Source organism: Gardnerella sp. Marseille-Q9185 (assembly GCF_046508745.1).
Classification (GTDB): Bacteria; Actinomycetota; Actinomycetes; order Actinomycetales; family Bifidobacteriaceae; genus Bifidobacterium; species Bifidobacterium greenwoodii.
Map to the genome: position 1 here is coordinate 231,905 of NZ_JBKFWK010000002.1, position 13,587 is coordinate 245,491.

A 13,587-nucleotide genomic window follows, 5' to 3' on the forward strand; every position below is an offset into this window, starting at 1 on the left:
TAACACTTTCGCTGCTTTTTTATACTTTTTGATAGCATAAAACAAGAGTTCGAGCATGACTAAAGTCATGTGAATTTAACTAAAAGCGTATAGCCGAATAACGAAAGTAATCTAATGAGCAGTGAAAATGAAAGCGAAAACACTATGCAAGCCAAGCAACGCACTGTATTGTCGTTTGTGCGTCGTTCTGGACGCTTAGATGCGCGTTTACAGCACGCTCAGGAGCGTTATGCAAGTCAGTACTTATTAGATGTTACTGAAGCTCCTGGCTCTTTTAGATTGCGCGAAAATTTGCACATTACGCATGATTGGATTAAAGATAAGTGGGGCAATAATAATCCGCTTATTGTTGAAATCGGTTCCGGTCAGGGCGAAAACGTTGTTGCTGCAGCAGAACGTTTGCCGGAAACTAACTTTTTGGCGCTTGAAGTTTATGATCCAGGCGTTGCTCACACAATGCTTTTAGCTGGAAAACAAGGTTTAACTAATCTTCGTATTGCGCAAATTAACGCTCCTGATTTCTTCGCAGCTTGTGACCGCGGAGTTTTAGAAGAAGTTTGGACTTTCTTCCCGGATCCATGGCCTAAAATGCGCCACCATAAGCGTCGTATTGTGCAACCAGAGCTTGCCTCTACAATCCACCAGGCGTTGCGTAAAGAGGGCGTTTGGCGCATTGCTACAGATATTGAGGACTATGCTTTGCATGTGCATGAGATTATGGATTCTCGCGAAGATTTTGCAAATATTGGTGAATTAAGCGTAAGTCTTCCAATTGAGCATGTTGGAAAAGGTACTGCCGATACTGCAGCAGCTCTTCCACACGCAGATTTTAACGAATCTGAGCGCTTTGCTGGTCGAGTTCTTACTAATTTTGAGCGCAAAGGCTTGGATGCTGGTCGCACGATTCACGACTTCACCTACCGCGCATTAGTGCTTTGTGAACGATGCTTGTGAGGCTTTGCGCCAGTGCTCTGCTGACGCTGATCTCTGTTGATTAGCGAACACTAGTATTATCGCTGCTGCACACGCCACACCAAGCACTCCTATCTACGCACCCACCCGCAGCTTAATTGCGTTACTTTAGTTGCAGGAATATTCGTGTGGTGAGATTTGAGATTTTTCGCACTGAGCGAGGCGAACGTCAGAGCCGAAGGCTGCTGATTCGTCGAGCGAAGAAGAAAAATCGAAAAATCTCTGCGATGAGCACGGTTATTAACGAATTAGCACGCAGAGTTTGGGGGATTTCTTTACGAGCACTAAAAGAGGACTGAGAAGCTACATTCTTTAAGAAAGGCGAACACACTAAGCGCCTTTAACAGCCAGAGCGCCCGAAGGACGGGACGTGCGAGGAGAGAAATCCCCACAAACTCGCGCAACAGCAAACACGAGCGTAGCGCTGCGAGACAAGCAACACCCACCACTCACACCCACTACTCACAGCCACATCTCATAACCACCGTAAACACACACGCAATTAAGACGTACTTAATCTCAACACGCCGTAAGTTGCGTGACTCTTTTCTGAGTGTTAGTATCATATGGTTTGGTTCGAAGCCCCCTTCGTCTAACGGTTAGGACACCAGACTTTCAATCTGACAACAAGAGTTCGACTCTCTTAGGGGGTACAAATTAGAGCACCGCTGAAATCTCAGCGGTGTTTTTTGTTTTTGATTGCATCTTGCTAAAGTTTGGCCTATAACCCCTATAATCCTAGATTTCTGCGGTTTTATATTGCGTTATAACTTACTTTGATAACGCAAATTTGTTATAGCATGTGTTTCTTTTGTTTAAGGTGATAGACTTACTCGTTGGTGCTTCTGCCCGGGTTGCGTAGGTCAGGAAGTGCTCAGTTAAGTATTTACAATGCGCAGCATTTTAAGATAAAGGATTTCTTATGAGCAATATTTTTAACACGAATATTGATAATAGTATTGATAGTGATGAAGCGAAATCATCTACTTCTGTAGATTCTGCAACTTCTGCAACTACTGTAACGGATAGTGCGAATGCTAAAGCTAATCCGGAGCCTTCAATTGTTGCTAATTTGCGTTGGCGTGTGGCAGATATTGCTTTGGGAGCTGCTTTATCTGCTGTTTTTGGCGTTATTTTGTGCGGATACGGCTTGGTGTTTATTCCAATAATTCGTACTCTTAATGCAGCGGTTCTTCCTGGTTTCGCAAGTATTACGCACGGCGTGTGGTATTTGTCTGGCACTCTTGCGCTTCTTTTAATTCGTAAGCCTGGTTCTGCAGTGTATGTGAATGTTGTTGCAGCTTTTGTGCAGGTTTTGCTTGGTTCTCCTTTTAATATTAGGGATACTGTTATTTCTGCTTTGCTGCAGGGTGTTTTTGCGGAAATTCCATTCTTGATTGCTAAGTATCGAAAGTTTAATTTGACTTTGAGTGCTCTTTCTGGTTTGCTTGTGGCTTTTGAGTATGGTGTGTTCTTAAGCTTCACTAAGTATCAGGCTAAATCTCCTACTTATATTACGATTCATATGATTACAGAGCTTATAAGCGGATTGCTGCTTTCCGGCGTGCTTGTGTGGTTTGTTTACTTGGCTTTGCGCGCAACTGGTGCTCTTGATAACTTTGCTTCCGGACGAACTGAGCGCGTGTGATGCTTTTTATTTGAGTTCGACTCACTTAGGTTGGCGACGTTTATGGGTATGTGCTAATCTAGTCGTTGCTAACTTTGTTAGCGTGGGGCTTTAGCTCAGTCGGTTAGAGCAACGGACTCATAATCCGTCGGTCCAGGGTTCAAGCCCCTGAGGCCCCACGAACTAAATAACGCCACTTCATAGGTTATGAAGTGGCGTTATTGATTTTATGAGTTAAATTTTATTTTTTATTTTTATTTTCCGGCTTTTGCTAAATAATCCGGTATTTGTTTAGGATACTTTGGCCATGCGCCTTCCTGAGTGCATACGAATGCAGCGGTATTAACGGCTGCTCGATGCGCTTCTTCGAGACTTTCGCCTTTAAGAATATGTGCTGCGAATGTTCCTGAGAACGAGTCCCCAGCACCAACTGTGTCAAGAACATCAACGTGTGGCGTTGGAATAGTAGAGCTTTCTCCGGTGCTAGTAGTAATCGTACTAAAAGTAGAGCCGCCTGTAAGAATCACATAATCTAGTGCGTAACGAGCTTGGAACCACTTGCAAGCTTCCTCGTCTGAAGTGTCGCGAATATTGAACATGTCTCTAAGTAGGAACAGTTCAGAATCGTTAAGCTTAAAAACGGTGGCTTGCTGAAGAAGAGTATCAATAAGTTCCTTAGAATAGTGGTCGCTTCGAATATTTATGTCGAAGAACTTCATTGCTCCAGGCTTAGTATGCTTTAACAATTGTAAAATTGTGTCGTGAGTTTCTTGAGAACGTAAGCTTAGAGTGCCAAAGCATACCGCATCTGCTCGTTCTACTAAATCAATGAGCTCTCGAGTGTAAAGAATATGATCCCATGCTATATTTCGCAGAATAGTGTACTCTGGTATTCCCTTTTTTAGCGTTACTTCCACAGTGCTTGTTGGCCACGCGTTGCGTTGAATAATTGATGTGATTCCGGCTTTGTTCACTTTGTCAATCAGCTCGTCGCCGAGTTGGTCTTGACCAACAGCACTAATCATGCAACTTTGCGCTCCGTGGCACTGTGCATGATATGCAAAATTTGCTGGCGCTCCGCCAACACGTTTTCCGTGTGGAAGTAAATCCCATAAAAGTTCGCCGAGTGAAAGAACAATTGGCTTAGTCATAATATTCCTTTCGCGCGCGTCAGTGCAGCAAGTTTGTAGAGCTATACTTTTATAAATATCTTCTCGCTTCTTCAAAAGCATTTTGGTGCAAATTTTGCTTGTAAAAATGCTACATAAACAATTATGGTGTGCCCTTGCGATAAGTAACATGCGCAATGCATGTTACGTTTCTATAGAGCGCACCATAAGTGCCATATTGTGTACGTTTAACTTAACTTATGCTGGCGTACTATATTTATTATTATTTCGTTTTATTATATTTTTTATTATTTTAATTTATTGATTAATGCTGAAAAATATCACTTTTGTGAGCTTGCTCGGCCATCCATGCTTCTACGTCATCGATTTGCTTTGGAATGTCAATAGAAAGCCATTCTGGACCGTTTTCAGTCATCAGAACATCGTCTTCAATACGAATTCCAATTCCGCGCATTTCTTCCGGTAGCATCAAATCGTTAGACGCAAAGTATAATCCTGGCTCAATTGTAAAGATCATGCCTGGAGTAATTTTTGCGCCTTGATAAGACTCGTAGCGTGCTTGAGCACAGTCGTGCACGTCCAAACCAAGATGATGAGCAACGCCGCACGCATGCCAGCGTCGATGCTGTTGGCCTTCTGGAGACAGTGATTCTTCAACGCTTACCTTCAAAATTCCCCATTCGTGCAAGTGTTCTGCAAGCACGCGCATGCAGGCGTGGTGAATATCTGAGTAGGTTGCGCCCGGCTTAGCAGCCTCAAAACCAGCTTGCTGAGCGTCAAGAACGCACTGGTAAAGCTTCTTTTGCAAGTCGGTAAACTTGCCGTTTGTTGGGAAAGTGCGTGTAATGTCAGCAGTGTAGAGGCTGTTAACTTCAACGCCGGCATCAATAAGTAGCAATTCTCCGCTGGAAACAACGCCAGTATTGCGCATCCAGTGCAAAATTGGCGCGTGCTTGCCGGAAGCAACAATAGTGTCGTAGCCTACTTCGTTTCCTTCCTCGCGAGCAACGGAATTAAAAGCACCCTCAATCATGCGCTCGGAATGCTCATGACCTAAAGCATTAGGCAAACGCGTAAGCATGCGGTCAAAACCAAGTTTTGTGGCTGCAATAGCTTTGCGCATTTCTCGAATTTCGTAATCGTCTTTAAGCATGCGTGCCTCTGCAGCAAATTCGTGCAGTTTGTCGTCAGCGGAACTATTAGCGTCTTCGTCTGTAAATCCGCTTGCTTCGCGCATTGTTTCAACTTTTGCGGTAAGCTCCGGGTCGGTTTCTCGAATAATTCGAACGCGAACGCCTTCGCCATTTGCGTCGTCGCTTACGTTCTTGGAAATAGCGTCGTCAAGTTCAGCAATATCGCGCGTTTCAATACCGGTCATGGCTTTAAGTTCTTTTAAGCCTGCGCGTGGGCCAACCCAGTATTCTCCGTAGTGTGGATCCCTATAAAATGCTGAGGTGCTGTTATCTGCGCGTGGGGCTACAAAAAGCTCTGGAATATGATTTTTGCAGGCTTTAGCTTCCTTGCTGTCTTCGTCTACCGGTTCCATAACAAGTACGGCTCCAGCCTCGTAATCTTGACCCAAGCCAGTATAGTAGGCAAAAGTCGTGTCTGGGCGGAAAGCGTAATCGCAATCGTTATTGCGTACCTTTGGCTGTCCTGCAGGAATAATTAAGCGTTCTCCTGGGAAGCGCTTTGAAAGTGCGTCTAAACGTGCTGGAATATACTTGCTGGATTCAAGATGCTTAACTTCTGGCTCCTGATTATCCCAGCTGCTTGTCATAAAATCTTTAAAAGAATCGCTATTTGGTCGAAGAGAACGATTGTTAACGCGGTCTTCCGCCTTTTGTGTACCGTCAGATTTTAATTCTTCACCGTGCTCTGTTGGCGTATTTTCTGCCATTATGCGACTCCTTAACACTTCTTTTTGTGTGTAAATAAAAATAAACTAGGAATTAAACTAGACAATAACTAACATAGTCTTATTTACTGTTTTGCGCGAGTTTTTTGGATTAAAAAGATCAGATTTTATATGTAATTTACAAAGTGTGTTGATGAAAGTTTTGTTATGTGAATATTGTCACAATATTTCATTGGGTTTCTGTTGTTGGCATAAACTAATCTATATATTTGGAAAATGAGTAAGTGAGCACAAAATTAGGGGAGTGCAGTTATGTCTATGGAACATCCAAATTGCAATAATGAGCGAATTGTTGATATTGAGCGCAATATTATGAGCCGCGCTCCTGAGCATAATAAAACTAATCTTGATTTAGACAGAATGCGCTTAATTCTCGATATTCTTGGGCATCCAGAAAAGTCTATGCACGTTATTCATATTACTGGCACGAATGGCAAGGGTTCTACTGCTCGCATGGCTGAGTCGTTGTGCCGAGCATACGGTTTGCGCACTGGTCTTTACACTTCTCCACATCTAGAGCGCATAAACGAGCGCATTATGATTGATGGTCAAGAAATCAGCGACGACGATTTTATTGATGTTTGGGATCAAATGAAAGATATTATCGACATGGTTGATGCTCGTATGGAGGCTGACGGTAAGCCAAAAATGAGCTTTTTTGAAGTGCTTACAGCCATGGCAATTTGGGCTTTTGCGGATGCTCCTGTTGATGTTGCTGTAATGGAAGTTGGCATGGGTGGCGAATGGGATGCTACGAATGTTATGGACGCGGATGCTGCAATTATTGGCCCTGTGGATATGGATCACATGCAGTGGCTTGGAAACACTGTTGAAGAGATTGCGCGCACAAAAGCTGGCATTATTAAGCCAAATTGCACTGTAATTTTAGGTCCTCAGCCGCATGAGGATAAGGTTTTGCCAATTATTAAGGAAGTTGCTGAGAGTAATAATGCTAAATTATTGCGCGATTCTTCTTATGGTGACGGCGAGCTTGAAGTTGTTTCTCGTACTCCTGCAGTTGGCGGCCAGCTTGTTACCTTGCGCACGCCTCTTGGCACTTATGAGGATGTTCCAATAGATAAGTTTGGTAAGCATCAGGCGCATAATGCTTTGGCGGCGCTCGCTGCGGCTGAAGTTGTGCTACCGGTAAATGGAGCTTTAGATGGCGATTTGGTTGCTGAAGCTTTAAGCCAGGTTAAGGTTCCGGGTCGTATTGAGCAGGTTCGTACTTCGCCGACGATTATTGTTGACGGTGGTCATAATGTGAATGCTGCTGAGTCTCTTCGTGAAACTATTGAAGAAAACTATCATTTTGAGCAGCTTATTGGTGTTGTTGCAATGATGGCAGATAAGCAGGTTGAAGAATACTTGGGTGTTCTTGAGCCTATTTTGACGAAGATTATTGTGACTCGTAATTCTTGGCGCGACCGCGTAATGGATCCGGAAGAGCTCGAAAAGATTGCTGTAGGCGTGTTTGGCAGGGATCGCGTGATTCGTGTTGACGAGCTTCCGGATGCTATTCAAACGGCTGTGAATCTTGTTGATGAAGACGATGAGCTTGGCGTTGGCTACGGTCACGGCGTGCTTATTTGCGGAAGCTTTGTTACGGCAGGGGATGCTCGCACAATGCTTGTTGAGCATGTGAATCCGGACTTAAAAAAGCCAAAAGATCAGCGCGTTGCAATTCACCCGAATATTGACGAGTCTTGAGAATCAAGCTTCTTATTTAGCTGCTTAATTTGCTAATTTCGCAAAGCTTTAGCTTTTTCTACAGTATCTTTTACGAGTACTGCTTGAGCGTCAACTAAAGGAATTTGCGGAAGAGGGAAAGCTTCATTTAGCACGCTAAGCTCTGTGCATCCTAAAATAAGTGCGTCGCAACGGCATGCTCCAGAAGGGTCTAGCATATCGCTTAAAACGGATTCGTAACGGTGAAAATCAAGGTCTCCTGTGCCTTTTACGTCATCGTAAATAAGCGAAGTAATACGTTTCTGCAAGTCGTCGTCTGGAGCTACAAACGTGTATCCCGCTTCTTCAATAGCGCGCTGATACACTCCTGCTTTACGAGATCCTGCAGTGCCTAAAAATCCAATGCGCTTGCAACGAGCAGTAGGGTAGCGTCGAGCAATTTCGGCCACGGCGCCTCGAGGCATATGCATAATAGGCACTTTTGTAAGAGCTTGGAACTTATCGTAAAAATAATGTGCCGTATTGCATGTTAATACAATAAAAGAAGCTCCCATTTGCGTTGCTTTGTTAATGTCGTCCGCAAGAACAGGGAATGGGTTTTCTTCGGAATTGCCAACAATATAAGCCGTTCTATCTGGCACAGAAGCGTCGTTAAACACCACATAATCCAAAAACTCTTGATCATTATGAGCATGTGTTTCTTTATTCAGTAAACGAATATAGCTTTCTGTTGCAAGAGTACCCATTCCGCCAAGTACAGCAAAAAACGGCCGTTTCATCGTGTAATTTTCCTTTCGGAACCCATATTGTGCCGGAGTATTTCACGCCTTATTGCGGAAAAATTCAGCATAGCGCTTCTTGTAAATTGAAAACATATGACGAATCATAAGCCAGCGTAGTAGGTTCATATCCTTCTTATATTCTAGCGTAGTGCCCCAATCGCCGCGACTAATCATACTAGTACCACGCTTCTTTTCTTCGCCTTCTGCTACATAATTTAAGAAAATAGAGCGTGGAATTTCCATCCACAATTTTTCTCCACGGCCAAATACAGTATTTCCGTCAAAAGGCTTATGGTCAATTAAATCTTCAACAAAATATTTCGCAATATTAAAGCCGTTTAAAGTCACAAAGTAGCTTGAGCGGCCTTGACGTAAGTTTATTTCAAAAAGTTTATACTCTCCGTCGCGCTCATCGTATTTCATATCAAAATTAGCTACGCCAACGTATTTAATATCTTCTAGGAACGCTTTAATGTTGCGGAAAACTTCCTCATTGTAGTCAGGAATAATAGCAGCGTAATTGCCGACCGCTTCTGGAGTTGGGTCTTCAAGAAGCGGGTGTCCAAGGAACATCATTCGCACATTGTGCTCGCTGTCTACGTATGCGTTTAGAACGCGCATACGGCTATCGTCGCCCGGAATAAAGTCTTGCAAAATCATTTCGCCATCGTAACCGGCTTTATAAGAACGTTGAATAAGAGTATCAAGATCCTCAGGCGTGTTGATAATAAAAGCCTTCTTACGCCCATCAAAATCGACTTTAAGCCATTTGGCGCTATCTGCAGGCTTCATAGCAATCGGGAAATCGAATGGAAGATCTTTGTACGCGCAAGAAGCTACTTCCTCAGCGTTTACTACCTTAGTTTTTGGATGTGCAAGATTGTACTTTTCGCAAGTTTTATAGAACGAGCTTTTAAGGCTAAGCTGTCGGTTTAATTCATTTGGCAAAGTGTGGAAAGCAAAATAGTCGCGCAATTTTTCTCCACACTGGCTTAACAAATTTGCGTAAACATCTCCGCAAGGAATAAGTAGAAGCTTAGTATTTGGATTCTCTTTCTTCCATGATTCTCCAAACGAAAGCATTGTGCTTAAAAATGTTTTAAGCTCGCCAAAATTTGGGACGATTCTCACATCAATAATCTTGCTAAATTTTGTAGGAGAAAGTTGGAAATATGCAAAAGCTATAGAAGTAATACCGTATGCTTCATGGAATGCTCTAGCCATTCCGTAAGCGTTAATATCGCTGCCGAGCAGCACTGGTTGGAATTTTTGATTAGTCATTAATATCTTCTTTATGGTTTATTCGTTCGTTTATTTGTAGCATGTATTCGTAGCGTTTACTTCTACGTTTTTGCAATACTTAATGTTAAAGCGTAAAAAGACGTTTTATGATTTCTGAATCACCCTCGTAAGGCACATGCTTGTTTTCGTGTTTAATCCAACGCTCATCGCCTTTGCCAATCAAAAGAATAACGTTGAATTTTTCTTCGCGATTAAAGCTTTTTCGAGCGTCGTCAACACTGTATTCCACTGCATCTGGACGGTCTATAATAATATGCGACTTAACGTTTTCGTTAGTTATGTAGCCTCGCATATCTTTGCAAATATCCATTTCGTCTTCTGTATTTGTGTCTTCAGTTGTAAAAATAAACTGGTAAATACGATTTTGAGCAGCTTGAACGATTTCCTTACGACGATCGTAAGCTTTATTACCTGCAGATCCTGTTACTAGTGTAATTCTAGGGTTTTCCTTACCGTAACGTTCATCAACAAAATCAAGAAGTGCTTTAGTGGAAATATAATTATGCGCGTAATCAACAACAGCAATTGTGTTAGACTGTGCGTCTTTGAATACTTCCATGCGTCCAGGAATCTTAATATTTTCAATAGATTTCAGTGCTGCTAAATCAGTATCCTGATTAATTGAAAGTTCTCCAGCAATAGCAATTGCTGCTAAAGCGTTTTCGTAATTAAAATCTCCCGCAATTGCAAGCGAAAAGTCGTCAACAGTAGAGTAGTGTACGTCTTCATCGCCGTTATCTTCGTCCGTATCTCTAATAGAAATGCAATGCGACTCACTGTTTCCTGTAGGCATTGCAATGTAGTCAGGCGTAAGTAGCTCGGCATAGTCGTCGTCGTTAACAGATGCGCAATAATCTATGTGATTATCTTCTAAATCGTCACTATTCATAGCTTCGCAAGAACTATTGTCTATTTCATCTTTTTGGATTCTTGCAAAAGTTGTTACAGGCACATTGTTACGTTCTGCATCTTGCAACAAAAGATCTGCGTGATCAGCATCCGCATTTAATACCAATCGCTTAGTATTTGCAATAATTTGACGTTTGCAATACAAGTAATCTTCAAAAGTTGGGTGCTCAATAGGACTAATATGATCCGGACTAATATTTAAGAAAGCTGCAACGTCAAACTTAAGCCCGTACACGCGATTTACCTTATAAGCTTGGGAAGAAACTTCCATAACAAGGTATTTCATGCCGTTATCTACAGCTTCGCGCATCATTTTAAAAGCGTCGAAACTCTCGGGAGTTGTTAAATCTGACTCAACGTAATTAACACCGTCTAAGCAGTTATCTACGGAGGAGAACAACGCTGCTTTTGAGCCAGAATGTGCGTTTAGAATAGCGTGAGTAAAGTATGCGGTAGTTGTTTTACCTTTAGTTCCAGTAATTCCAACAACTGTGAGTTTTTCTTGAGGATTTCCAAAGAATGCTGCAGAAAGTATGCTCATTGCTTTGCGCACGTCTGTAACAATTAAGCCAACAGCATTTGTGTACTCGGCGTAACTCTGCTCAGCAACGTATGCGCTAAGACCTTTGCTGTCTGCGTCTAAAAGATATTCAGGTTTAAAATTGCCCTTAATAAAAAGCAAAGTTCCAGGCTTAATATCGCGAGTATCGTAAGTTGCGTGGGCAAAACACTCATCCGCATCAAAATTGGCAAAATAATACGGGTTTAAAGACCATATTTCATTACGGGAATGCGTAGAGTCTGTAGCTTTTTCGCTATTGGAAACTGAATCTTGTGACTCGTGATGCTGAATCATTTCGCGCAACAAGCCATATTGTTGCAAAAGCTTACTTGCGCTTGTTAGTGACAACGTGTTGTGCATAGTCATATTTTTCTTTTCGCTAAACATAAGTAAATATTTTTAAGCAATAATGCAATTGGATTATAAATTGTTTATTTTAAACAAGTTTAAAGCCAAGTCCCACGAATTGGCTCACGGCCATGAGATTCAAGCCACTTGTTAAAACTATCTCTCCAACGAATATATGCTTCTCTCTGCCAACTCATTAGCTTGCTTAATGTCATGCTTCCAATTTGCTCATACGCATTGCAAATAGGAGCAACTAAATCAAGAGCTGCCACAGTATCTGCAGTAGCATCGTGGAAGTCACCAATTGGTTCAACGCCATAGAATCGGGAAGTAAGAGTTAAAGTGCGTTTCCCAGGTCTTATAGAAACAGCGCGATCAATAACTAGCGGATCTACCGTAAGAACATCGTTTTCTGTAAGAGTGCTTATGCTGCAAGCTGGTCGTTGATTTAAAGATTTGAGTTGCCAACGGTTCAAATCATGACGAAGCATAGCAACATCAAACGGTGCGTTATAAGCCAGCAATGGAATATTTTTTGCTTGAGCCAAGCTAACTGCTTGTGCCAGGGTTTCAAGTTCTTCTACAGGTTCTCCGCCGTGTTCTTGAAGGTATTCGTCTGTGAAACCATTTACTTCGCTTGCTTTAGGATTCATAGGCTGATGAGGGTTAATTAGCCATGTAGAAACAGTATCGCCTTCGTGTCCTAAAGAAGGATTTCTTAAAACCAAGGTTGCGGAAGCTATTGCGTCTTTACCAATATTTGCTCCGGTCGTCTCAGTATCGAAACCAAGCAGCCACGATTTTGAAAGTGGAGTGTTTTCCTCTTGAAATGGAGCTGCATTTAAAGCATCTAACAATTCTTTAATATTTGTTGGCATAGTCACAATATTACCGCAATGGCGGGTTTTGGCGCGCGGGCAATCTACAAAGCGATTCGTCGAGATATTTGCAAATCTATGTGCAAAGTAAAAAGTATTATTAAGTTATGACTAAGTCTAATAAGTGCGCGCTTGTTAAGCGTAAATATGAGCAATTTGAGCAGCTTATTACTCCATGTGTTGATTCTTTATACACTCAAGCTATGCGATTAACCAATAATGCGCAGGATGCTCAAGATTTAGTACAAGATACTTTTGAGCGTGCGCTAAAATCTTTCTCAACTTTTCATCCTGGCACAAATTTTTCAGCTTGGATTAACAGGATTGAGCGCAATTTGTATTTTAATCAATACGCAAAAGAAAAGCGTGCGCCTAAGCGAGCAAACGATAAAACTGGCGATTATAACGATTGGGATATTTACGAAGCTTCTAATCATGCTCCAAGTGGACTGGTTTCTGCGGAACAAGAGTATTTTGAAGGATTCGCTCCTAAGGAGATTATTGCAGCTTTAGGAACTCTTCCTCCTGATCGCAGAAAAGTTTTTGTTGAGGCTGCTATCAATGGGAAATCTTATAAGCAGATTGCCAAAGAAGAAGGCATAAAAATTGGTACTGTTATGAGCAGGCTTAATCGTGCTAGAACTCAGTTAAAGCACGAGCTTGCAGATTTATGCAGATAATCAAAACAAAAAGCCCGCGTAGAAGCGGGCTTTATAGTATTTATAAGCAAAAATTACAGCTTAAGCATTTGGCCTTTTGCCGTGATTTGCTGCTTTTTTACGACGCGCCTTGCGCTTGCGGCCACGCATACCCATAATGGTACTCCTTAACGATTAATTAACAACCTTAGGGATTATCGCACGTTGCCAAGACGTTATACTAGCTCACGCCTAGCTTATGCTAAATCTCGTTGCAGAAAACTTATGCTGCAATATCTGCAACGGTTGCATTTAACAATGTTACGATGTCTTGAGGATTAAGCACCACGTCAAGTCCGCGCTTTCCTCCAGAAACAAGAATCTCATCAAACTGCATTACGCTAGTGTCAAGAACTGTTTCATGATGTGTTTTCTGACCAAACGGCGAAATTCCGCCAACCACGTATCCGCTTTCACGTTGCGCAACTTCTGGGCTTGTCATACTAGCTTTCTTTGCGCCAACAGCTGCAGCAATTGCTTTCATATTTAGTCGTCCATTTACTGGAACAATTCCAACTACTCGCTTTTCGCCAGTATCAACCATAAGTGTTTTACAAACTTGGGCGGCACTTACTCCAAGTTTTTCAGCAGCTTCAATCCCATAGCCGTCATCCATATGATCTGCATCATGCTCATATTGAGCAATTCTAAAATTGATTCCTGCTTTTTCTAATTGAGCAATAGCAGGAGTTGCTTTTCCTGTTTCTGCATGTTTTTTACTCATTGCGTTTCCCCTTATATTGCGTGGCTTAGTAGCAATTTTGTGTTACAT

12 protein-coding genes and 2 tRNA genes are annotated in these 13,587 nt (G+C 42.2%); 6 read left to right on the forward strand and 8 right to left on the reverse strand.

The annotated features are described in order from the left end of the window. Positions 1 to 114 precede the first annotated feature (114 nt). The 4 genes from trmB (at position 115) to ACLD5M_RS03600 (ending at position 2,778) form a co-directional block, all read left to right on the forward strand. Positions 115 to 954, forward strand: coding sequence for a tRNA (guanosine(46)-N7)-methyltransferase TrmB (gene trmB, locus ACLD5M_RS03585; protein ID WP_410314628.1), 840 nt, complete (start codon positions 115 to 117; stop codon positions 952 to 954). Positions 955 to 1,553: 599 nt separating this feature from the next. Further along, positions 1,554 to 1,625, forward strand: a tRNA-Glu gene (locus ACLD5M_RS03590). 269 nt (positions 1,626 to 1,894) lie between these two features. Further along, on the forward strand, positions 1,895 to 2,620 hold the full coding sequence (locus tag ACLD5M_RS03595; RefSeq protein WP_410314629.1) for an ECF transporter S component: 726 nt from the start codon (positions 1,895 to 1,897) through the stop codon (positions 2,618 to 2,620). 84 nt (positions 2,621 to 2,704) lie between these two features. Beyond that, positions 2,705 to 2,778: transfer RNA gene (locus ACLD5M_RS03600), tRNA-Ile, on the forward strand. 75 nt (positions 2,779 to 2,853) lie between these two features. Here ACLD5M_RS03600 and ACLD5M_RS03605 read toward each other — a convergent pair. Then, on the reverse strand, positions 2,854 to 3,750 hold the full coding sequence (locus ACLD5M_RS03605; RefSeq protein WP_004136280.1) for a carbohydrate kinase family protein: 897 nt from the start codon (positions 3,748 to 3,750) through the stop codon (positions 2,854 to 2,856). Positions 3,751 to 4,033: 283 nt separating this feature from the next. Beyond that, the gene (locus ACLD5M_RS03610; protein ID WP_410314630.1) at positions 4,034 to 5,629 is read right to left on the reverse strand and encodes an aminopeptidase P family protein; all 1,596 of its coding nucleotides are present in this window, start codon (positions 5,627 to 5,629) and stop codon (positions 4,034 to 4,036) included. A gap of 270 nt (positions 5,630 to 5,899) precedes the next feature. Between ACLD5M_RS03610 and ACLD5M_RS03615 the strand changes: the two genes are divergently transcribed. After that, positions 5,900 to 7,357 carry a bifunctional folylpolyglutamate synthase/dihydrofolate synthase gene (locus ACLD5M_RS03615; protein ID WP_004128692.1) on the forward strand — a complete coding sequence of 486 codons (1,458 nt, stop codon included), beginning with the start codon at positions 5,900 to 5,902 and terminating at the stop codon, positions 7,355 to 7,357. Between the two features lie 32 nt (positions 7,358 to 7,389). On the opposite strand, the gene ACLD5M_RS03620 is transcribed toward ACLD5M_RS03615, so the two are convergent. The 4 genes from ACLD5M_RS03620 to ACLD5M_RS03635 all read right to left on the reverse strand — a co-directional run bounded on the left by ACLD5M_RS03620 (position 7,390) and on the right by ACLD5M_RS03635 (position 12,117). Then, a complete protein-coding gene (locus tag ACLD5M_RS03620; protein WP_004136284.1) occupies positions 7,390 to 8,115 on the reverse strand; it encodes an aspartate/glutamate racemase family protein in 726 nt (241 codons plus the stop codon). A 42-nt stretch (positions 8,116 to 8,157) separates the two neighbouring features. Beyond that, positions 8,158 to 9,399, reverse strand: a complete 1,242-nt coding sequence (locus tag ACLD5M_RS03625) for a carboxylate--amine ligase (RefSeq protein WP_119520502.1) — start codon at positions 9,397 to 9,399, stop codon at positions 8,158 to 8,160. 85 nt (positions 9,400 to 9,484) lie between these two features. After that, positions 9,485 to 11,257 carry a UDP-N-acetylmuramoyl-L-alanyl-D-glutamate--2,6-diaminopimelate ligase gene (locus tag ACLD5M_RS03630; RefSeq protein ID WP_375169000.1) on the reverse strand — a complete coding sequence of 591 codons (1,773 nt, stop codon included), beginning with the start codon at positions 11,255 to 11,257 and terminating at the stop codon, positions 9,485 to 9,487. A gap of 80 nt (positions 11,258 to 11,337) precedes the next feature. Next, on the reverse strand, positions 11,338 to 12,117 hold the full coding sequence (locus tag ACLD5M_RS03635; protein ID WP_375169572.1) for an exonuclease domain-containing protein: 780 nt from the start codon (positions 12,115 to 12,117) through the stop codon (positions 11,338 to 11,340). Positions 12,118 to 12,224: 107 nt separating this feature from the next. Here ACLD5M_RS03635 and ACLD5M_RS03640 point away from each other — a divergent pair, with 107 nt between their 5' ends. Further along, positions 12,225 to 12,797: a sigma-70 family RNA polymerase sigma factor gene (locus ACLD5M_RS03640; RefSeq protein ID WP_375168999.1), complete on the forward strand. Its 573-nt coding sequence runs from the start codon at positions 12,225 to 12,227 to the stop codon at positions 12,795 to 12,797. A 60-nt stretch (positions 12,798 to 12,857) separates the two neighbouring features. On the opposite strand, the gene ACLD5M_RS03645 is transcribed toward ACLD5M_RS03640, so the two are convergent. Beyond that, positions 12,858 to 12,932, reverse strand: a complete 75-nt coding sequence (locus ACLD5M_RS03645) for a 50S ribosomal protein bL37 (protein ID WP_369803150.1) — start codon at positions 12,930 to 12,932, stop codon at positions 12,858 to 12,860. A gap of 106 nt (positions 12,933 to 13,038) precedes the next feature. After that, positions 13,039 to 13,539 (reverse strand): Cys-tRNA(Pro) deacylase, encoded by a 501-nt coding sequence (ybaK, locus tag ACLD5M_RS03650; RefSeq protein ID WP_116793876.1) that lies wholly within the window; start codon positions 13,537 to 13,539, stop codon positions 13,039 to 13,041. Positions 13,540 to 13,587 lie beyond the last annotated feature (48 nt).